Consider the following 14,910-nt stretch of genomic DNA (forward strand, 5'->3'; position numbering starts at 1 on the left):
ATCATTAACTTCATAATTAAACCCTGTGTTTAATGCGGGGTTTTTATTTTATATAAGTAATCCAGGAAATCGTTCCAGTAACTTTGAAGTCCCTTACAATCTAGCTAAGCCAGCTTCCGCTCCTCGCTCATAGCAGCCCCTGCTGTTGCCTTGGGCTGCTTCGTGCCAGGAGCAGACGCTCATAGTTAGGGGGTATCATTACACTTCTCTAATAAAAATAACGAACTTGAGATTCGTTACAATACTTTTATGGATATAACTCAGGACAAGTGTTTGAATAATTTAAACCCCAAGATGGAATGTTAAATCATGAGAAAACATATTAATAAACTTAATTCGTTAGTTATGTCGGGCTTAATGGCTGCATGCGTAGCTGGATGGACATCTTCTACAGCGCTCGCGGCAACAAATGAAACATCTGAGGCACGTCCTATACTCATTCAAGGACCAATGCCTATTGAAGCAGAAAAGTTTGCCAATAAATTAAATAACGTCAAGACTGAGAAATCAGGAAGTTTTGTATTCTATATCGGCACGATAGATAATTACCCTGTTATAGTTTCCAAAACTGGTAAAGGAATAGAAAATACAGCAGCCAATACAGCGGTTGCAATTTTAAAATATAATCCTATCGCGATCATCAACCAAGGTACATCGGGTGGGCATGATCCTAGTTTAAATGTAGGTGATATTGTTTTAGGAAAAAGAACCACTAACACTGGTTCGTTAAAAACAGGTGATCTAGACAAAAATCAAGGGTCTAACCCAATGACCTGGAGCCCTATGGATTTAATGGCTTCTGAAGGTAGTGGCTCAGATCCTAATGCTAAGAAAATTCGTTACTATGAAGGTGATAAGGATTTAATTGCATCCGCAAATGCTGTGAAAAATAAATATACTAAGGGTAAGGTTGTCGAGGGGACTATTGCTTCATCGGATGTGTGGAATGATGAAGTTGATCGTATTCATTGGTTCAATACTAATTTCGGTACATCTGTAGAAGAAATGGAAGGTGCCGCAGGTGCACAAATTGCAAATGCTTATGGTGTGAAGTTCTTAGGTATAAGAGTGCTGTCTAATAATAAAAGTAATGGTGGTAAATATAACCCTGAGACAGCAGCAGGAAACCAGGACTATGTTTATGAAGTCGTCAAATATTATATTTCAACGTTAAAAGGAAAATAACATAATAAAAACATAGAGCTGTGTAAACAGCCCTATGTTTATGGAATGGAACCGCGAACTATCAGGAAAGCATCTGAGCCCCTGGCACTTGTCGCAGGTACAGCAGGGTCAAATTCGGCTGGGTTTCATGTGTAAGATCTTCACATTCCCATTGCGTCCTAATTGCGTCCTAAAGTTTGTGCGAACCTACAAGCCAGTCGTGAAATGTGTTTTACACATGCTGCGATGACTTACCTGATTAAACTGGAAGCGGATACCGCACCTTAGGGCATAACAACGCAAGAAAGGGTGTGATGAGAGAATGGAATCGCAGTCGTGTCGTTACATAAGGAATGGAGTGCCCTTGGCTCCTCCAGAGATTGTTTGGCATTGCTCATCTTATAAAAGTCGAACGTAACGCGGGATTGAAGCTATCCTGAAAGTGTAATCGTGCATACCAATGTTCAGTGAGTTCGGGGGGTTACCATTGTCATTCCCTTTTTGTTATTCGGAAAGAAGCATCCAATATGATAAAAACTCGATTCCTATGTTCGTTGAAAGTTAGCGCGGTAGTGGCACTTTCGCTCTCAGTTTACGCCACAGGGGCCAAGGCTGAAGAGATTATGATCGGCGGCACCGGGGCGGCATTAGGCACGATGCAGATGCTGGCTGACGCATATACTAAGCAACACAGCGACCTAAGTTTTAAAGTGCTCCCAAGCCTCGGAAGTGGCGGCGGTATCAAGGCTATGCTTGCAAGCTCAATTCAGATTGCTGTCAGTTCGCGGCCACTGAAAGCTGCCGAAACGCAGGCAGGTGCAGTATCGTTCGAGTATGGCAGCACACCTTTCGTATTTGTCACACCCACAACTACCAAGGCTGATGGGATAACGACGCAGAATCTGGTCGATATCTATGCGGGTCATCTTAAGCAGTGGCCAGACGGCGGCCAGATCCGCCTGGTTATGCGTCCAATCGGTGACTCCGACAGTGAGATAATCAAAAATATTTCTCCAGCCATGCGCGACGCCAAATCTGCCGCAGAGCAACGCAAAGGTATGCTGTTCACGGTGACTGACCAGGAGACTGCCGACAGCATCGAGACGACGCCTGGCGCCCTAGGCCCGTCGACACTCGCACTCGTGCTTTCCGAGAAGCGTTCACTGAAAATCCTCTCACTAGATGGCGTGGTACCTGATGCAAAATCCATTGCCGACGGAACGTACCCGCTGTTCAAACGCATGTACATCGTCACCGGACCTAAACTCTCGCCCGCAGCCCAGGGTTTCGTGAAATTTGTCGGTTCGCCAGCCGGGCGCGACATCCTTACCCAGACGGGGCACTGGGTGAAATGACGACATCGCACGAGACTAGTTCGTTGAGTGCCACTTCTCACCAAATAAATTCGTTGAGTGTCGCTTCGCGCTCTACTGATCGGCTACTCAGCGTGCTGGTCTGGCTGGTATTGGGCTGGTTGGTCATTGGCTTGCCTGCGGGCTATTTCATCGTCGGCCTGAGCGCTCACGGCGCGGCGCTGCAGACCAAAACTGAAGCCAAGGCCGAAAATGTCAATCAGGCGATAAGCCGCTCGCCACTGATGTGGCGTTTTGAAGAGCATCGGCTCAAGGAGATACTGGAGCGACAACCGATTGTGCTTGAGGACGAGTACGCAGCGATCGTTGGCCTGGATGGGCAAGTTATCGCCTCCTCCAACCATGTGATCACACGCCCCACGATAAGTCGTTCCGTACCCTTGTTTGATGCCGGGACTCTGGTCGGTTACGTCGAGATGGAAGATTCATTGATCCACTTGGTCTTTGGAACCAGTGTCGGCGCACTGATTGGCCTGATGCTTGCGTGCGGTGTGTTCATTGGGTTCCGTCGATTACAAACCCAGAACCAACGCAGTGCGGCTGTTATATTCGATGAACAGGAACGCGCCCGCGTCACGCTTCACGCGATTGGTGACGGCGTCATTACCACTGACTCTACTGCGCGTATTCAGTACCTTAACCCAGTAGCAGAACGCCTCACGCAATGGACGCTGGCTGAAGCGCTCGGCAAACCCCTTACTGAGGTGTGCACGTTGATCGACGAAGACACGATGCAGGAGGTTCCTACACAGATTGTCAAAGCGCTGTACGAGGGGCAATTCTGCCCGTTCAGCGGAAAAAATATCGCGCTGCTCCGCCGTGACGGTTCTTCGTTGGCCATTGAGGATTCTGCATCACCGATCCGTAACTACCTCGGTGAAGTGATAGGTGGTGCGATGGTTTTTCATGATGTCACGGCTAACCGACGTATGGCGAAAGGCATTACCTGGGCTGCCACGCACGATGAGCTGACCCGACTGGTCAATCGCCGTGAATTTGAGGCTCGTGTTGAGGCCGCTCTCGTGAGTGCGCAGAATTCCGAGCACCATCACGTGTTGTGTTATCTCGATCTCGACCAGTTCAAGATTGTCAATGATACCTGCGGCCACGCAGCGGGTGATGCCCTTCTCAAGCAGGTTGCAGGTGTACTTCAGGGGAAACTACGGGAGTCCGATACGCTGGCGCGCCTTGGGGGCGACGAGTTTGGTGTGCTTTTGCAGGGCTGTCCGCTGGAGCAAGCGAAGTTGATCTGCGCTGATCTTTTGGCCGCCATGCGTGACTATCGATTCCCATGGGATGGCCGGTGGTTCACTGTGGGCGTAAGCATCGGGATTGTGGCAATCACGGCCAATTCAGATAATAGTGCTGAAGTGTTCAGCGCCGCCGATACCGCATGCTATTCAGCCAAGGAGCAGGGGCGCAACCGCTTTTGTGTGTATCACGGTACTGATGCTGATATGAGCCAGCGCCGCACCGATATGGGATGGGCGGCACGCCTAACCAGTGCGTTGGATGAAGAACGTTTTATGCTCTATTACCAGCCCTACATGGCGTTGGGATTGAATAGCGCCAAGGGTAATCACATCGAAATCTTGCTGCGGCTTATCGACGAAGACGGCAAACTCGTGCAACCGAACAGTTTCCTGCCAGCGGCAGAACGCTACAACATCATGCCGGATATCGACCGCTGGGTCATCCGTGCGGTTTTCACCCGTTACCATGAGTTGGCAGCACAGATGGGCGAGCCGTTGACATGCGCCATTAATATTTCGGGCACCACACTTAATTCCGAGGGTATTCTCGAATTCATCCGCGAGTTATCGCAATTGCACCCACTGCCGCCGGGTGCGCTGTGCTTCGAAATCACGGAGACAGCGGCAATTAACAACATGCGTCGCACTACGCAGTTTATGGGGGATATCAACGCATTGGGGTTCGGCTTCGCACTGGATGACTTCGGCGTCGGCACCAGCTCTTTGGCGTACCTGAAGACACTCCCTGTGGACTATATAAAGATAGACGGCAGTTTTATCCGCAATATCGCACACGATCCTATCGACCGGGCGATGGCCGAAACTATCAACCGCGTGGGGCACATTATGGGCTTGCAGACCGTGGCTGAATTTGCTGAGTCGGAGGTGACTATCAGTGAGCTGCGCACGTTGGGTGTGGACTTCGCACAGGGGTATGCCGTACAGCGTCCACAACCGCTACCCGCCTGAAGTGGTCAACAAAAATTGACCACGACTGTCGAGTTTTCCTCATACCGCTTTTAAGACTCGAAGCGGCATTTACATTCCAATAAGTTTCAGACCTCAATCAGCGAAAAACTTTCCCAGCTTCCTTCTGATGATGCAGATGTCTCATTGCGCCTGGCAGTTTGTGTCGGCGCTCTTTTAATGACCGCTTGTGGCAAAACGATCTTCGCAGTCACACTGTCTAACTTAAATGTTGATACCAGACTGAGGTAGCCTGAGTTTAACGGACACTCCTTCCTGAAATCCGGACCATTCACTTTTAGAGATCTTCCGACAGACTGATTTTGTGCATGCGAATGACTATATCTCGCTCACAGCGGACGTTTTCCAACTTAGTGGGTTGGTTAGTCCAGAAGCGGACATAGGCAACGTCCAGCTCTCATCGCCGCTGAAAAGTTGGTCCCGGCCATGGATCTCCAGATTTTCGCATTACCCTTCGAGGTCCGCCCGTTTGAAGTGAAGATTTATTCCCACAAACGCAGCGGCAAGCGGGACGCTACCAACTGGCTGAAGCAAGAACTGCAGGTACTGGCGAAAGAGGTAAGTGCAGGGCGGTGAGGTGGGGGAATTACCAATATAAAGACTCTCCATATAATGGAACGTATTCAGCAGTTCATCTTCAGTTTGCGGTGATACCATACTTTAAACGCAAATTTTTTCGGCTTTGCAATTCTGCTCTGAGGATCCCGATATGACCAGCTTTCATCAACTTACCGCCACCAGTCTGAGTGGCCAGCTCATCCCTATGGCCGACTATGCTGGTAAGCTGGTTCTGGTGGTCAATACCGCCAGCCATTGTGGCTTCACACCGCAATACGCAGGCCTTGAAATGCTCTACAAGAAGTTCGCCGCCCAAGGTCTGGTGGTGCTTGGTTTCCCTTGCAATCAGTTCGGCAAGCAGGAACCCGGCAGCGCTGAAGAAATCGCGCAGACCTGCCACATCAACTATGGTGTGAGCTTTCCGATATTCGGGAAAGTGGAGGTCAACGGCGCCGCTACGCATCCGGTATTTCGTTACCTCAAAGACGAATTGCCCGGCGTGCTGGGTGGACGGATCAAGTGGAACTTCACTAAGTTCCTTATCGGACGCGACGGCAAACCGCTCAAGCGTTTTGCACCGTTCACCACTCCGGAGAAAATGGAAACCGTCATTCTTGCTGCACTTGAAGTCTAAGTGTTCCAGTCATTCGAACTGACCACATTAAAACGAAGGGTTAGTCAGCGGTTCATACGAAGGAAATGAGATGTTTTTGCCAGATACAAGCTTTACAAAAACCGTATATCAATCGTCATTTGAAGAATGAGTCGTCAATTGTTTGTTTCTCTGGATGGGCCCAAGGGGGCCGGTAAAACCACATTGCTGGAGGCCATTACGAAAGTACTCAGGGCAGACAACAAGAAGGTCATCCGGCTTAGCGAGAAAAAAAGCGATCCTTACAGGGGCGAAACAATGGCCCTGGTTAACAAGCTCGCCAGAAATCCCACTCTGGATTTGGAACGGGAGGTTTGTGAGCGCCTTGCAGATAGCCGTGCCTGGATTTCCAGGCATGTGCTGACTAAACAGCCAGTGGACTGCATTATCCTGATGGATCGCTGGTATCCGTCAGATGCCGCGTTTCGCCGGATGATTCCTTTTGCAGAGATTTTACAGCTTAACATTGAACGAAACGTGCGAACGCCAGACCTGCATGTCGGGGTGGTGACTGCGCCTGAAATTTCATGGGCGAGGGCCGCGTCACGTTCGCGCGGGCTGGGTAGTACGGTGATTTCTAAGCTGGAAGAGCAAGTCGCTTGTACCACGGCGTTCGAGCGAGAAATTGCCAATCATGACTGGATTTTATGCCGTAATGAAGGAACGATCGAAGATGCAACGATGCAGGTAATTTCTGAAATCTACAAAGTGGCCGGATGCCCATAGGCATCGTCTTTTCCCTACGCATACCATTTATTGGACAGGTACTACGCTTGTGGATAAGCGTTACAGGAACACACAAAATGTCTGGCGTTTCCTGACTGAGCAGTGCGGGAAGATAATCTGCGCCGCGAAACGTTACTCTGAATAAAGCGTTGCCGGATGATAAGAAGAGGGTGGCGGAAGGTGCTGGTTTTCGCTCATAGCAGCCCCTGCTGTTGCCTTGGGCTGCTTCGTGCCAGGAACGGACATCGTGAACGCTATGGCTCGTTAGGTCAGATATCTAAAAGCACATGGCCCACCTGGATGGGATACTTACAAAACCATTAGTAGTGAAAGCTTCCACCTGAATGACCGCCACCGATAGACTCACTGCCTCCTAAACCATGGGCGCTATGGCTGTTTGCTGCATTATTGCTACCGTTCCCGGTTTCATGTTCACCATGACTGTTTACGGTGTCGTGGCTATTACCACCTTTCACCGATTTATTAAATGCACTGTCAAAGGGAACAGAAACCTGTGTATTTTTTGGAAGTGTCCCAACCGTAACAATGCCTTTATCTGTTTTCACTTTGGTGGAAGGTGAAAGCGTAGAAGCGGAGACATTAATAACACTATGACCAGCAGAATTAACTTTAGTACCTGCAACCATAGTAACTGGGTTGCCTGTAGGATCATTTTTAATTCCTGATATCATAGTAACTGGGTTACCTGTAGGATCATTTTTAATTCCTGACATCATAGTAACTGGGTTGCCTGTAGGATCATTTTTTATTCCTGACATCATCGTAACTGGTGAACCCGTTGGATCTTGCTTAACACCTGCAATTAATGAATCTGGATTACCTACTGAATTAGTTTTAATACCGTAGTTACTGATTTCTTGTGATTTCTGATTCAGAATAGCGCTTTTTTGATCTGTATAAGCTTGTGAACGGGCTGCTGCTGCATCGTTAAGCTGTGATTCAGCAGGTGAACCTACTACACCAGACCCTAATTGATGTGCGGCATCTTTATAAGATCCTAACGATGTAGAATAATTTCTTTCAGCATGAGATACAGCTTCATTAGCTTGAGATACATCCATGGCATTCACAGAGAATGAACAAGCCACACCCAATACAATTAACAATTTATTCATTACTATTACCATCAAGAAATAATTAGAATTAGATAATTTCAAACTGAAATAAACATACACCAAATTTATTTTGAAGCGCGAATTAATTAATTATATTAATGTAAATTTAAGTAAAATTTTGATTTGGATCAATTTTCTCTAACCCACTGTTCTCTAACCCACTGTTCAATCACAGGCTGTAGAACTGAAATCATACTTGTACTGTTCATAGCTACTGCTGCTTTAAACTTAACATGCAGATGCCAGCGTAACGTATAGCGCGGTGATTTCTGCCGGTTGGCCCGGGCGTCCCATGGGGGAGTTAGCACCAAACTGTTCGATTTTTTCCTGAGGTTGACCACCACTGCATTGCAGTACGGTCCAGTAAGGTCCCGGGGCGACCGCATTAACTCGAATACCTTCCGGGCCGAGTTGCCCGGCAAGCGATTTGGTAAAGGCCACAATAGCGGCTTTGGTCTGGGCGTAATCCAGAAGGATCTCGCTGGGTTTAAACGCCTGTACGGACGAGGTGTTGATAATGGAGGCTCCCCGCGTGAGATAATTAAGGGCAGCTTTAGTTATCCAGAACATCGCGTAAACATTGGTTTTAAACGTGGCATCAAAGTCTTCTGTACTCAGGTCCTTTATGGATTCACAAAATTGTTGTCGCCCTGCATTGTTAACAAGTACATCCAGTCCGCCGAGCCCATCGACTGCCTGTTTGACCAGTTTTTTACAAAACTCTTCCTCGCGGATATCGCCAGGTATGGCGATGGCGTTACGTCCTTCTGCCCGGATAAGATCAATCACTTCGCGGGCATCATCCTCTTCAGCAGGCAAGTAGTTAATCGCAACATCGGCCCCTTCCCGGGCGAATGCAATCGCGACGGCGCGACCTATCCCAGAATCACCTCCGGTGATCAGAGCTTTTCGCCCTAACAATCGAGCCGACCCCCGGTAAGAGGTTTCTCCATGATCAGGTCTGGGATTCATTTTTCCGGCAAGGCCCGGGAACGGTTGTTTTTGATGTGGAAAAGGTGGAACCGGATAACTGTCAGCGGGCGAAGAGGGGGCGTTATGTTTCATGTTCATCAGATGCGCGCTCCTTTTGTTAGGCTGCTTTAGAAAGAGCGCCAGCACTGAGGCCGGTCGCTCAGTCGTGGGTACTTACAAGACGTTACGGCAGTTGATCAGCAATCACCGACAATTTCTCATCAGTGGCTTTTTCTTCCTTCAGCGTAGCCTCCAGCAGTTTTGCCGCATCCTTGTATCCCAGCTTTTTCGCCAGAGCATACAGAGTGCCGTAAGTGGCTATTTCATAGTGCTCCACCTTCTGGGCTGCACCGATAAGACCCGTATCACGAACCGGACCTGCCTCCACGGAGTCAATGATTTCCTGTGCCTCTTCAGCCAGTCCTTCCAGGGCATGGCATTTCATGCGTTTGATCCGTAAGCCTTCTGCACTTTCGACTAACAGGTCTAAGCGTTCAATCTGCCCCTGGGTTTCCTCAAGATGCTGCTCAAATGCGGCGACCAGTTTGGGGTCCGTTGCGGCACGCGCCATTTTGGGTAATGCACGGGTTATTTGTTTTTCTGCGCTGTAAATATCTGACAGATCATGAATAAATAGATCTTCGAGAGTTTTGATAGACATAAATTCCTCCTGTCGAAATCAGCGTTTATATAACAATTGTGCGTTCGCTAACGCAGTGATAAAGGGTAGGCGATATTTATTGATCGGGGTGGGGAATAATAAAAAAATATGTAAATAAGAATTATCCACAGACAGGGTTAACCATAAAGTTGTTGAACTGAAATGAATTTTCACTTCCGGTGGGAAGCTACCCTTCTGTCGCGGTTCCAGAGGTGTTACTACTGCGCCTGGCTGATGTAATCATTAATATAAGAACAGGCCTATTCATATTTACTAGGCAATCATCCAGTAGCGAAATATACGGAGAGCAACGAAGATGATAACTGCAACATACAATATTCCTTCGGAGTACATATCTGATACTGAAATACTGAGTGCGGTTAAAGCTAATTTATTAGCTGAAAAAGGTTATGTTTCCCAGCGGGATGCTCAGGTAAATGGCGAGCGTAAGATTTGGATGCACTACCGATAAGTTGCCAAAAACCGTTGAGGGAACCTAATCTCAATAGACGGATTTGGTGAGCAAAAGCGGGAGCATTAATGAAAAAAGTGGCGATTATTGGCGCAGGGCCAACGGGGATTTATACTTTTTTCTCCCTTCTGAAGAATGAGATACCTGTTTCAGTTTCACTCTATGAGCAAGCCCGTGAAGCGGGTATCGGTATGCCTTACAGCGATGAAGAAAACTCGCGAATGATGTTGGCGAATATTGCCAGTATCGAAATCCCGCCCATTTTTACGACCTATATCGACTGGTTGCGTAGCCAAAGTGAACAGCATCTGGCGCGTTACGGTGTCGAGTATTCCTCGCTTCATGTCCGTCAATTCCTGCCGCGTATTCTTCTGGGTGAGTATTTTCGTGACCAGTTTTTGGAACTGGTCACGCAGGCGAAAAAACAAGGTTTTGCGGTTGAGGTTCATGAGTCTTGTCAGGTCACTGACCTGCAAGCTACAGAAGAAGGTGTCAGGTTATGGGCGCAAGGGGAGGCGGTGCCCAATTTGTTTGATCTGGCCGTCATCGCGACGGGGCATGTCTGGCCCGACGAAGATGCCTCAACTCATACCTATTTTCCTAGCCCGTGGTCAGGGCTGATGGAAGCGCAAATTCCCGCAAGCAAAATTGGAATTATGGGGACTTCATTAAGTGGCCTGGACGCCGCAATGGCGGTGGTTATCCAGCATGGCGAATTTATTGAGCATGATGGGGAACACTGCCGGTTCAATCTCGATGAAAAAAGTGCTGCGCTTAACATTGTGCTGATGTCGCGTTCTGGCATCCTGCCAGAAGCGGATTTCTACTGCCCAATTCCGTACGAACCCTTAGCGGTTGTCACCGAACAGGTAATCAAAAACGAAATTGCTGCCGGTTCAGACGGCCTGCTCGACAGGGTATTCAGCCTGATGATTGAAGAAATCGAACAGGCTGATCCGGCCTGGAGCGAACGCATATCCCTCAATACTCTGGATGCTGACAGTTTCGCCAACGCCTGGTTTGCCGACAGGAAACAAAACAACCCGTTTAGTTGGGCCAAATCCAATCTGGTGGAAGTTGAACGCAACAAACGTGACAAACGAACTGTCCTCTGGCGCTACGCCATCCTTCGTTTACATGAAGCCGTGCAGGAGATTGTGCCGCATCTCAACGAGGAGGACAGCAAGCGGTTCGACGCGGGGCTTGCACGCGTGTTTATCGATAATTATGCCGCCATTCCTTCACAATCGATTCGTCGATTACTGGCATTACGTGAGGCGGGGATAATCAGCATTCTCACACTTGGGCAAGATTATGAGCTGGATGTCAAAGAGCATCAGACCGTGATTGCTGCGCAAGGCAACCGATATGAGTTTGATGTGTTTATCGATGCTCGCGGGCAAAAAGCATTGAAGACCAAAGACCTGCCGTTCCCAACCTTACGCCAGCAACTTCAAGCTATTGGCGATGATATTCCTGATGTCGGCCACGATTACACCTTGTTGGAACCGGCTTGCGCCCGTGGGCATATCGGGTTTGGCGCATTGCCGTATCTGATGCACGACCAGCCTTTCGTCCAGGGGCTGACCGTTTGCGCAGAAATAGGTGCAGCAATAGCAAAAGCCATTTCAAAACCCGCACACAGGCCACGCAGAAAGCTGATGTTTTGGGATGAGTGATAGTCTGCTCTGCAATTTCAGCTTCAGTTAACCAGTGATCGCTCCATTTTTTGAGAATCTACGTTGCTTCTTTTTTGTATTGTTCATGAACTAATTTAGTTCATGAATCATGAACTGAGAAAAGGTAAGCGGCGGTTGAGCTACAAAAAAGGTCCTCTTTTGCAAGTTACTTTCCCGGACAACTAACAACCCAAAATCGAATTAATATTAGCCTGGTAGTTGAAGAGTATCGGGTATAGTTGCCCGTCTTTTCAGATGGAGAGCCGTTACGGCAAATGGTATGAACCTCAATCGATTCTGTTATTTTCTCTTGGCCTTAGCGGCTATCGGCAGCGCATCTTTACCGCATCCTGTAGTGATGTGGTTCTTGCTTGCCAATCTGTTAACGCTGGTGGTTTACGGTGGGGACAAAATGGCAGCCCGCAAAGCGTGGCGCAGAGTGCCGGAGTTCACCTTGCTAGCGTTCGGCTTTGTTGGTGGGTGGCCTGGCGCTATTCTCGGGCAGCAACTCTTTCGCCATAAAACCCAAAAGCAGCCGTTTAAAACCTGGTTCGTGATTACGGTGATTTTGAATATCGCGATGCTGGGCGCGCTATATTGGTTTTATCCGTACTGAACGGCCAGTTATGCATTCGTCTGGCACTGAGCACAGAGATTTCAGCGCGGAAAAACTTCACGACACCCGCGCTGGTTATTTTTATTCTGGCTGTTGCTTACTCTGCCGACAAAAATGATCGGTAATCGATAAGAGAGCAGTTAACAGACACAACCCCTGATGTTACGCCTACGGTGCTTTATGTTGGTATGCCAACACGGTGCATTAGGATGCTATCACATAAAATCAGTTAGTTAGCCTAGAAAACCTACTAAACAAGGCGCATTATAACCACAAGTTATCAAAGGGTATTGAGTGGTTTATGGCTCTACATGGAAAGTTTGTAATTAATGATGCAGATTACTCCCCTTTATCATTTCCGGGGGTTGGCACGTTTTTAGCGTTCTCTGGTGATGGTGCATACCGTAACCGTGGGGCATGTGGAATGATCCCTAAGATGGGACCCGTGCCAGCGGGTAAATATTGGATTGTTGACCGACCAGAAGGGGGGCTCAGATCGCAGATGAATGCGGGTGTCAGAGATATCTATAATCACTTCGCCAGCGGTGCTACGTTCAAACATTCGGAATGGTTTGCACTATGGCGGGATGATTGGGGGATCGACGATTACACATGGATAGAGGGCGTTAAGCGCGGTAACTTCCGTTTGCACCCCGGCGTCCTTTCAGAAGGTTGCATCACACTCCCGCATGATTCAGATTTTGCCATGCTACGCAACGCTCTACTGCGAACTCAGAAAATGGACGTTCCTTGTATGAGAAAACTTAAGGCATACGGCACGATTGAGGTGATCGCCAATGGTAAAACATGCCCTTAGTTTATTCATCAAAATAGCCTTGTTCGCCGTGGTTATGCTGATCGTTGCAAAGGTAATTCCCTATGATGGTTTAGTTGGCTCACTCACAGGGTTATTCGATTTCCAGAGTGCAAGTAAAGTTACCCGTTACATACTGGGTGAGCCTGATTTAGATGTTTGGGAATCGCTACGTGATTACTTCGGTATTCTGATCAACACACTTATCAGTGTTCCAATCCTCAGTGCGATTATTACCGCTTACAACGCAATTACACGAAAAGTTGATCATCCAAGGCTTCCGAAGGAATGGGCTGTATCCACTTTAAGACGGTTTGCTAAAATATTCGGTTTTACCTTCCTGTTTTGGGTGTTATTTCGCTTTCTGCCATATCAATCAGTCTTCCCCGATGGCAAAACGTATTCGACTTTTATTATGGCGGCATTTGTGGGCTTTAACCTGCTACTAACGATTGCTTGCTACCGGTTCATCACGAAGAAAATCATAACCAAAAGGAGTTTGTAGAATGCCTATTCCCGCTTATATGTGGCTCAAAGACGATGGTGGTGCAGATATTAAAGGATCTGTAGACGTTCAGGATCGTGAAGGTAGTATTGAGATTGTAGGTTTTAGCCATGGTCTTAATATTCCAGTAGACAGTGCCAACGGTAAAATCACTGGTAAGCGTTCTCACTCCCCTATGATGATTGAAAAGGAGTTTGACAGTTCCAGCCCGTATCTTTACAAAGCTGTCGCTACTGGTCAGACGCTTAAAAGTGCGGAGATTCGCTGGTATCGCATTAACCATGCAGGACAGGAAGAATGCTACTTCATTATGACTATTGAGGGCGTTAAAGTTACTGGTATTAACCCAGGAATGCCAAACGCTAAAATGTCGGGAAACTCGCAGATCAACCACATGGAATCAGTTTCCCTGATGTACGATAAAATCACTTGGCATTATGTCGATGGCAACGTGCAGTATACAGACGATTGGAACGTGAGAGCGTAACCAATAGAAAAGGGAATACACTCATATGGGTAAAGAAGGGCCTTGAGGCCCTTCTTCTGGTTTATAATATTTGTGGCTTTTTTATATTGTTTCCAACAAGGAGAATGAATCATCTAGTAAAAACTGCTCGCTAATATTTAACTCTTGTTTTAGTAAAAATGATCTTATAGATTCCGCATCCCCAATGCAAATTTGTTTAGCATTTACAGAGAAATGCTTATTGTTTATTTCATTAATATCGAAAAGTGTATCTCCATTTAGTTGGTTTTTATCTTTTTTATATTAAGCCACAGTGAATAACATTTGTTTGTTATTATTTGCTTCATTTCCCAGGAGGTCGAAAATAAGCTCTCTATTCCTGTAAGTACACCTTTTTTAGTTCCACGCACTTTTTGAGGTTTCCGGTTTTTCAGCCATCAGTCGATATTCTTCCAGTGTCAGATTATTCAGGGATTCATGATTTCCAGAATATCTAAAGCCTGTGAAGATAGCGGAACAGTGTGCTCACGCTTGGCCTTCATGCGTTCTGCTGGAATCATTCAGGCTAATAGCAGCGTCACCCGCACAGAGATTCGGGCAGATGACGCTATATGTTTATTTCGGATGATGCATACGCATCGGCCTGACGACTGGCTCATGTGTCTGCGGATCAAAATAGCGACTCGGCCAGATTTCTTCGACGGGTATGCCAATCGCTTTACTTATTAGCTTTTCACCTTTCGCCCACGGGCGTGTCAGCGCATTGGCAAGTGTTGAAGAACTTAAACCCGCAGAGCGTGATTCCGCTGCCAGTGAAGTGCCTTTTTTATGCAATGCCGCGATGATATCGGCTTTATGCCAGTCTTGTTGAAAAGG

At 47.6% G+C, this 14,910-nt stretch carries 15 protein-coding genes and 3 pseudogenes; 13 read left to right on the forward strand and 5 right to left on the reverse strand.

Going from position 1 to position 14,910, the window contains the following annotated elements; genetic code table 11:
• Positions 1–309 precede the first annotated feature (309 nt).
• From VJY99_RS18250 to VJY99_RS19685, 8 genes and pseudogenes are all read left to right on the forward strand, one after another.
• Positions 310–1,185: a 5'-methylthioadenosine/S-adenosylhomocysteine nucleosidase gene (locus VJY99_RS18250; RefSeq protein ID WP_324121009.1), complete on the forward strand. Its 876-nt coding sequence runs from the start codon at positions 310–312 to the stop codon at positions 1,183–1,185.
• Between the two features lie 127 nt (positions 1,186–1,312).
• Positions 1,313–1,452 (forward strand): annotated as a pseudogene (locus tag VJY99_RS18255) (Fe-S-cluster oxidoreductase).
• Between the two features lie 239 nt (positions 1,453–1,691).
• Positions 1,692–2,519: a substrate-binding domain-containing protein gene (locus VJY99_RS18260; RefSeq protein WP_324121010.1), complete on the forward strand. Its 828-nt coding sequence runs from the start codon at positions 1,692–1,694 to the stop codon at positions 2,517–2,519.
• A complete protein-coding gene (locus VJY99_RS18265; RefSeq protein ID WP_324121012.1) occupies positions 2,516–4,759 on the forward strand; it encodes an EAL domain-containing protein in 2,244 nt (747 codons plus the stop codon). The genes VJY99_RS18260 and VJY99_RS18265 overlap by 4 nt, the downstream gene beginning before the upstream one ends.
• A gap of 420 nt (positions 4,760–5,179) precedes the next feature.
• Positions 5,180–5,353 (forward strand): annotated as a pseudogene (locus VJY99_RS18270) (LysR family transcriptional regulator); the annotation flags it as partial.
• 133 nt (positions 5,354–5,486) lie between these two features.
• The gene (locus VJY99_RS18275) at positions 5,487–5,969 is read left to right on the forward strand and encodes a glutathione peroxidase (RefSeq protein WP_324121014.1); all 483 of its coding nucleotides are present in this window, start codon (positions 5,487–5,489) and stop codon (positions 5,967–5,969) included.
• Between the two features lie 126 nt (positions 5,970–6,095).
• Positions 6,096–6,713, forward strand: coding sequence for a dTMP kinase (locus VJY99_RS18280; protein WP_324121016.1), 618 nt, complete (start codon positions 6,096–6,098; stop codon positions 6,711–6,713).
• Between the two features lie 25 nt (positions 6,714–6,738).
• Positions 6,739–6,858 (forward strand): DUF6434 domain-containing protein, encoded by a 120-nt coding sequence (locus VJY99_RS19685; RefSeq protein WP_414641619.1) that lies wholly within the window; start codon positions 6,739–6,741, stop codon positions 6,856–6,858.
• Positions 6,859–7,033: 175 nt separating this feature from the next.
• On the opposite strand, the gene VJY99_RS18285 is transcribed toward VJY99_RS19685, so the two are convergent.
• The 3 genes from VJY99_RS18285 to VJY99_RS18295 form a co-directional block, all read right to left on the reverse strand.
• Positions 7,034–7,849 (reverse strand): hypothetical protein, encoded by an 816-nt coding sequence (locus VJY99_RS18285; protein ID WP_324121018.1) that lies wholly within the window; start codon positions 7,847–7,849, stop codon positions 7,034–7,036.
• A gap of 228 nt (positions 7,850–8,077) precedes the next feature.
• Positions 8,078–8,920: an SDR family oxidoreductase gene (locus tag VJY99_RS18290; RefSeq protein WP_324121020.1), complete on the reverse strand. Its 843-nt coding sequence runs from the start codon at positions 8,918–8,920 to the stop codon at positions 8,078–8,080.
• A gap of 85 nt (positions 8,921–9,005) precedes the next feature.
• The gene (locus VJY99_RS18295; protein ID WP_324121022.1) at positions 9,006–9,482 is read right to left on the reverse strand and encodes a ferritin-like domain-containing protein; all 477 of its coding nucleotides are present in this window, start codon (positions 9,480–9,482) and stop codon (positions 9,006–9,008) included.
• Positions 9,483–10,022: 540 nt separating this feature from the next.
• Between VJY99_RS18295 and VJY99_RS18300 the strand changes: the two genes are divergently transcribed.
• The 5 genes from VJY99_RS18300 (at position 10,023) to VJY99_RS18320 (ending at position 14,055) form a co-directional block, all read left to right on the forward strand.
• The gene (locus tag VJY99_RS18300; protein ID WP_324121024.1) at positions 10,023–11,633 is read left to right on the forward strand and encodes an FAD-NAD(P)-binding protein; all 1,611 of its coding nucleotides are present in this window, start codon (positions 10,023–10,025) and stop codon (positions 11,631–11,633) included.
• A 280-nt stretch (positions 11,634–11,913) separates the two neighbouring features.
• A complete protein-coding gene (locus VJY99_RS18305; protein ID WP_324121027.1) occupies positions 11,914–12,249 on the forward strand; it encodes a DUF1294 domain-containing protein in 336 nt (111 codons plus the stop codon).
• Between the two features lie 301 nt (positions 12,250–12,550).
• Complete coding sequence (locus VJY99_RS18310) at positions 12,551–13,066, forward strand: DUF2778 domain-containing protein (RefSeq protein ID WP_324121029.1); 516 nt, start codon at positions 12,551–12,553, stop codon at positions 13,064–13,066.
• The gene (locus tag VJY99_RS18315) at positions 13,047–13,568 is read left to right on the forward strand and encodes a hypothetical protein (protein ID WP_324121031.1); all 522 of its coding nucleotides are present in this window, start codon (positions 13,047–13,049) and stop codon (positions 13,566–13,568) included. The genes VJY99_RS18310 and VJY99_RS18315 overlap by 20 nt, the downstream gene beginning before the upstream one ends.
• Position 13,569: 1 nt before the next feature.
• Positions 13,570–14,055: an Hcp family type VI secretion system effector gene (locus VJY99_RS18320; protein ID WP_324121033.1), complete on the forward strand. Its 486-nt coding sequence runs from the start codon at positions 13,570–13,572 to the stop codon at positions 14,053–14,055.
• A 375-nt stretch (positions 14,056–14,430) separates the two neighbouring features.
• Here VJY99_RS18320 and VJY99_RS18325 read toward each other — a convergent pair.
• Positions 14,431–14,514, reverse strand: a pseudogene (locus VJY99_RS18325) (integrase); the annotation flags it as partial.
• A 135-nt stretch (positions 14,515–14,649) separates the two neighbouring features.
• Positions 14,650–14,910, reverse strand: a 261-nt coding sequence (locus tag VJY99_RS18330) for a helix-turn-helix transcriptional regulator (RefSeq protein ID WP_324121035.1), incomplete at its 5' end; no start/stop codon positions are given.

Source organism: Buttiauxella sp. (genome assembly GCF_035271705.1).
GTDB lineage: Bacteria > Pseudomonadota > Gammaproteobacteria > Enterobacterales > Enterobacteriaceae > Buttiauxella.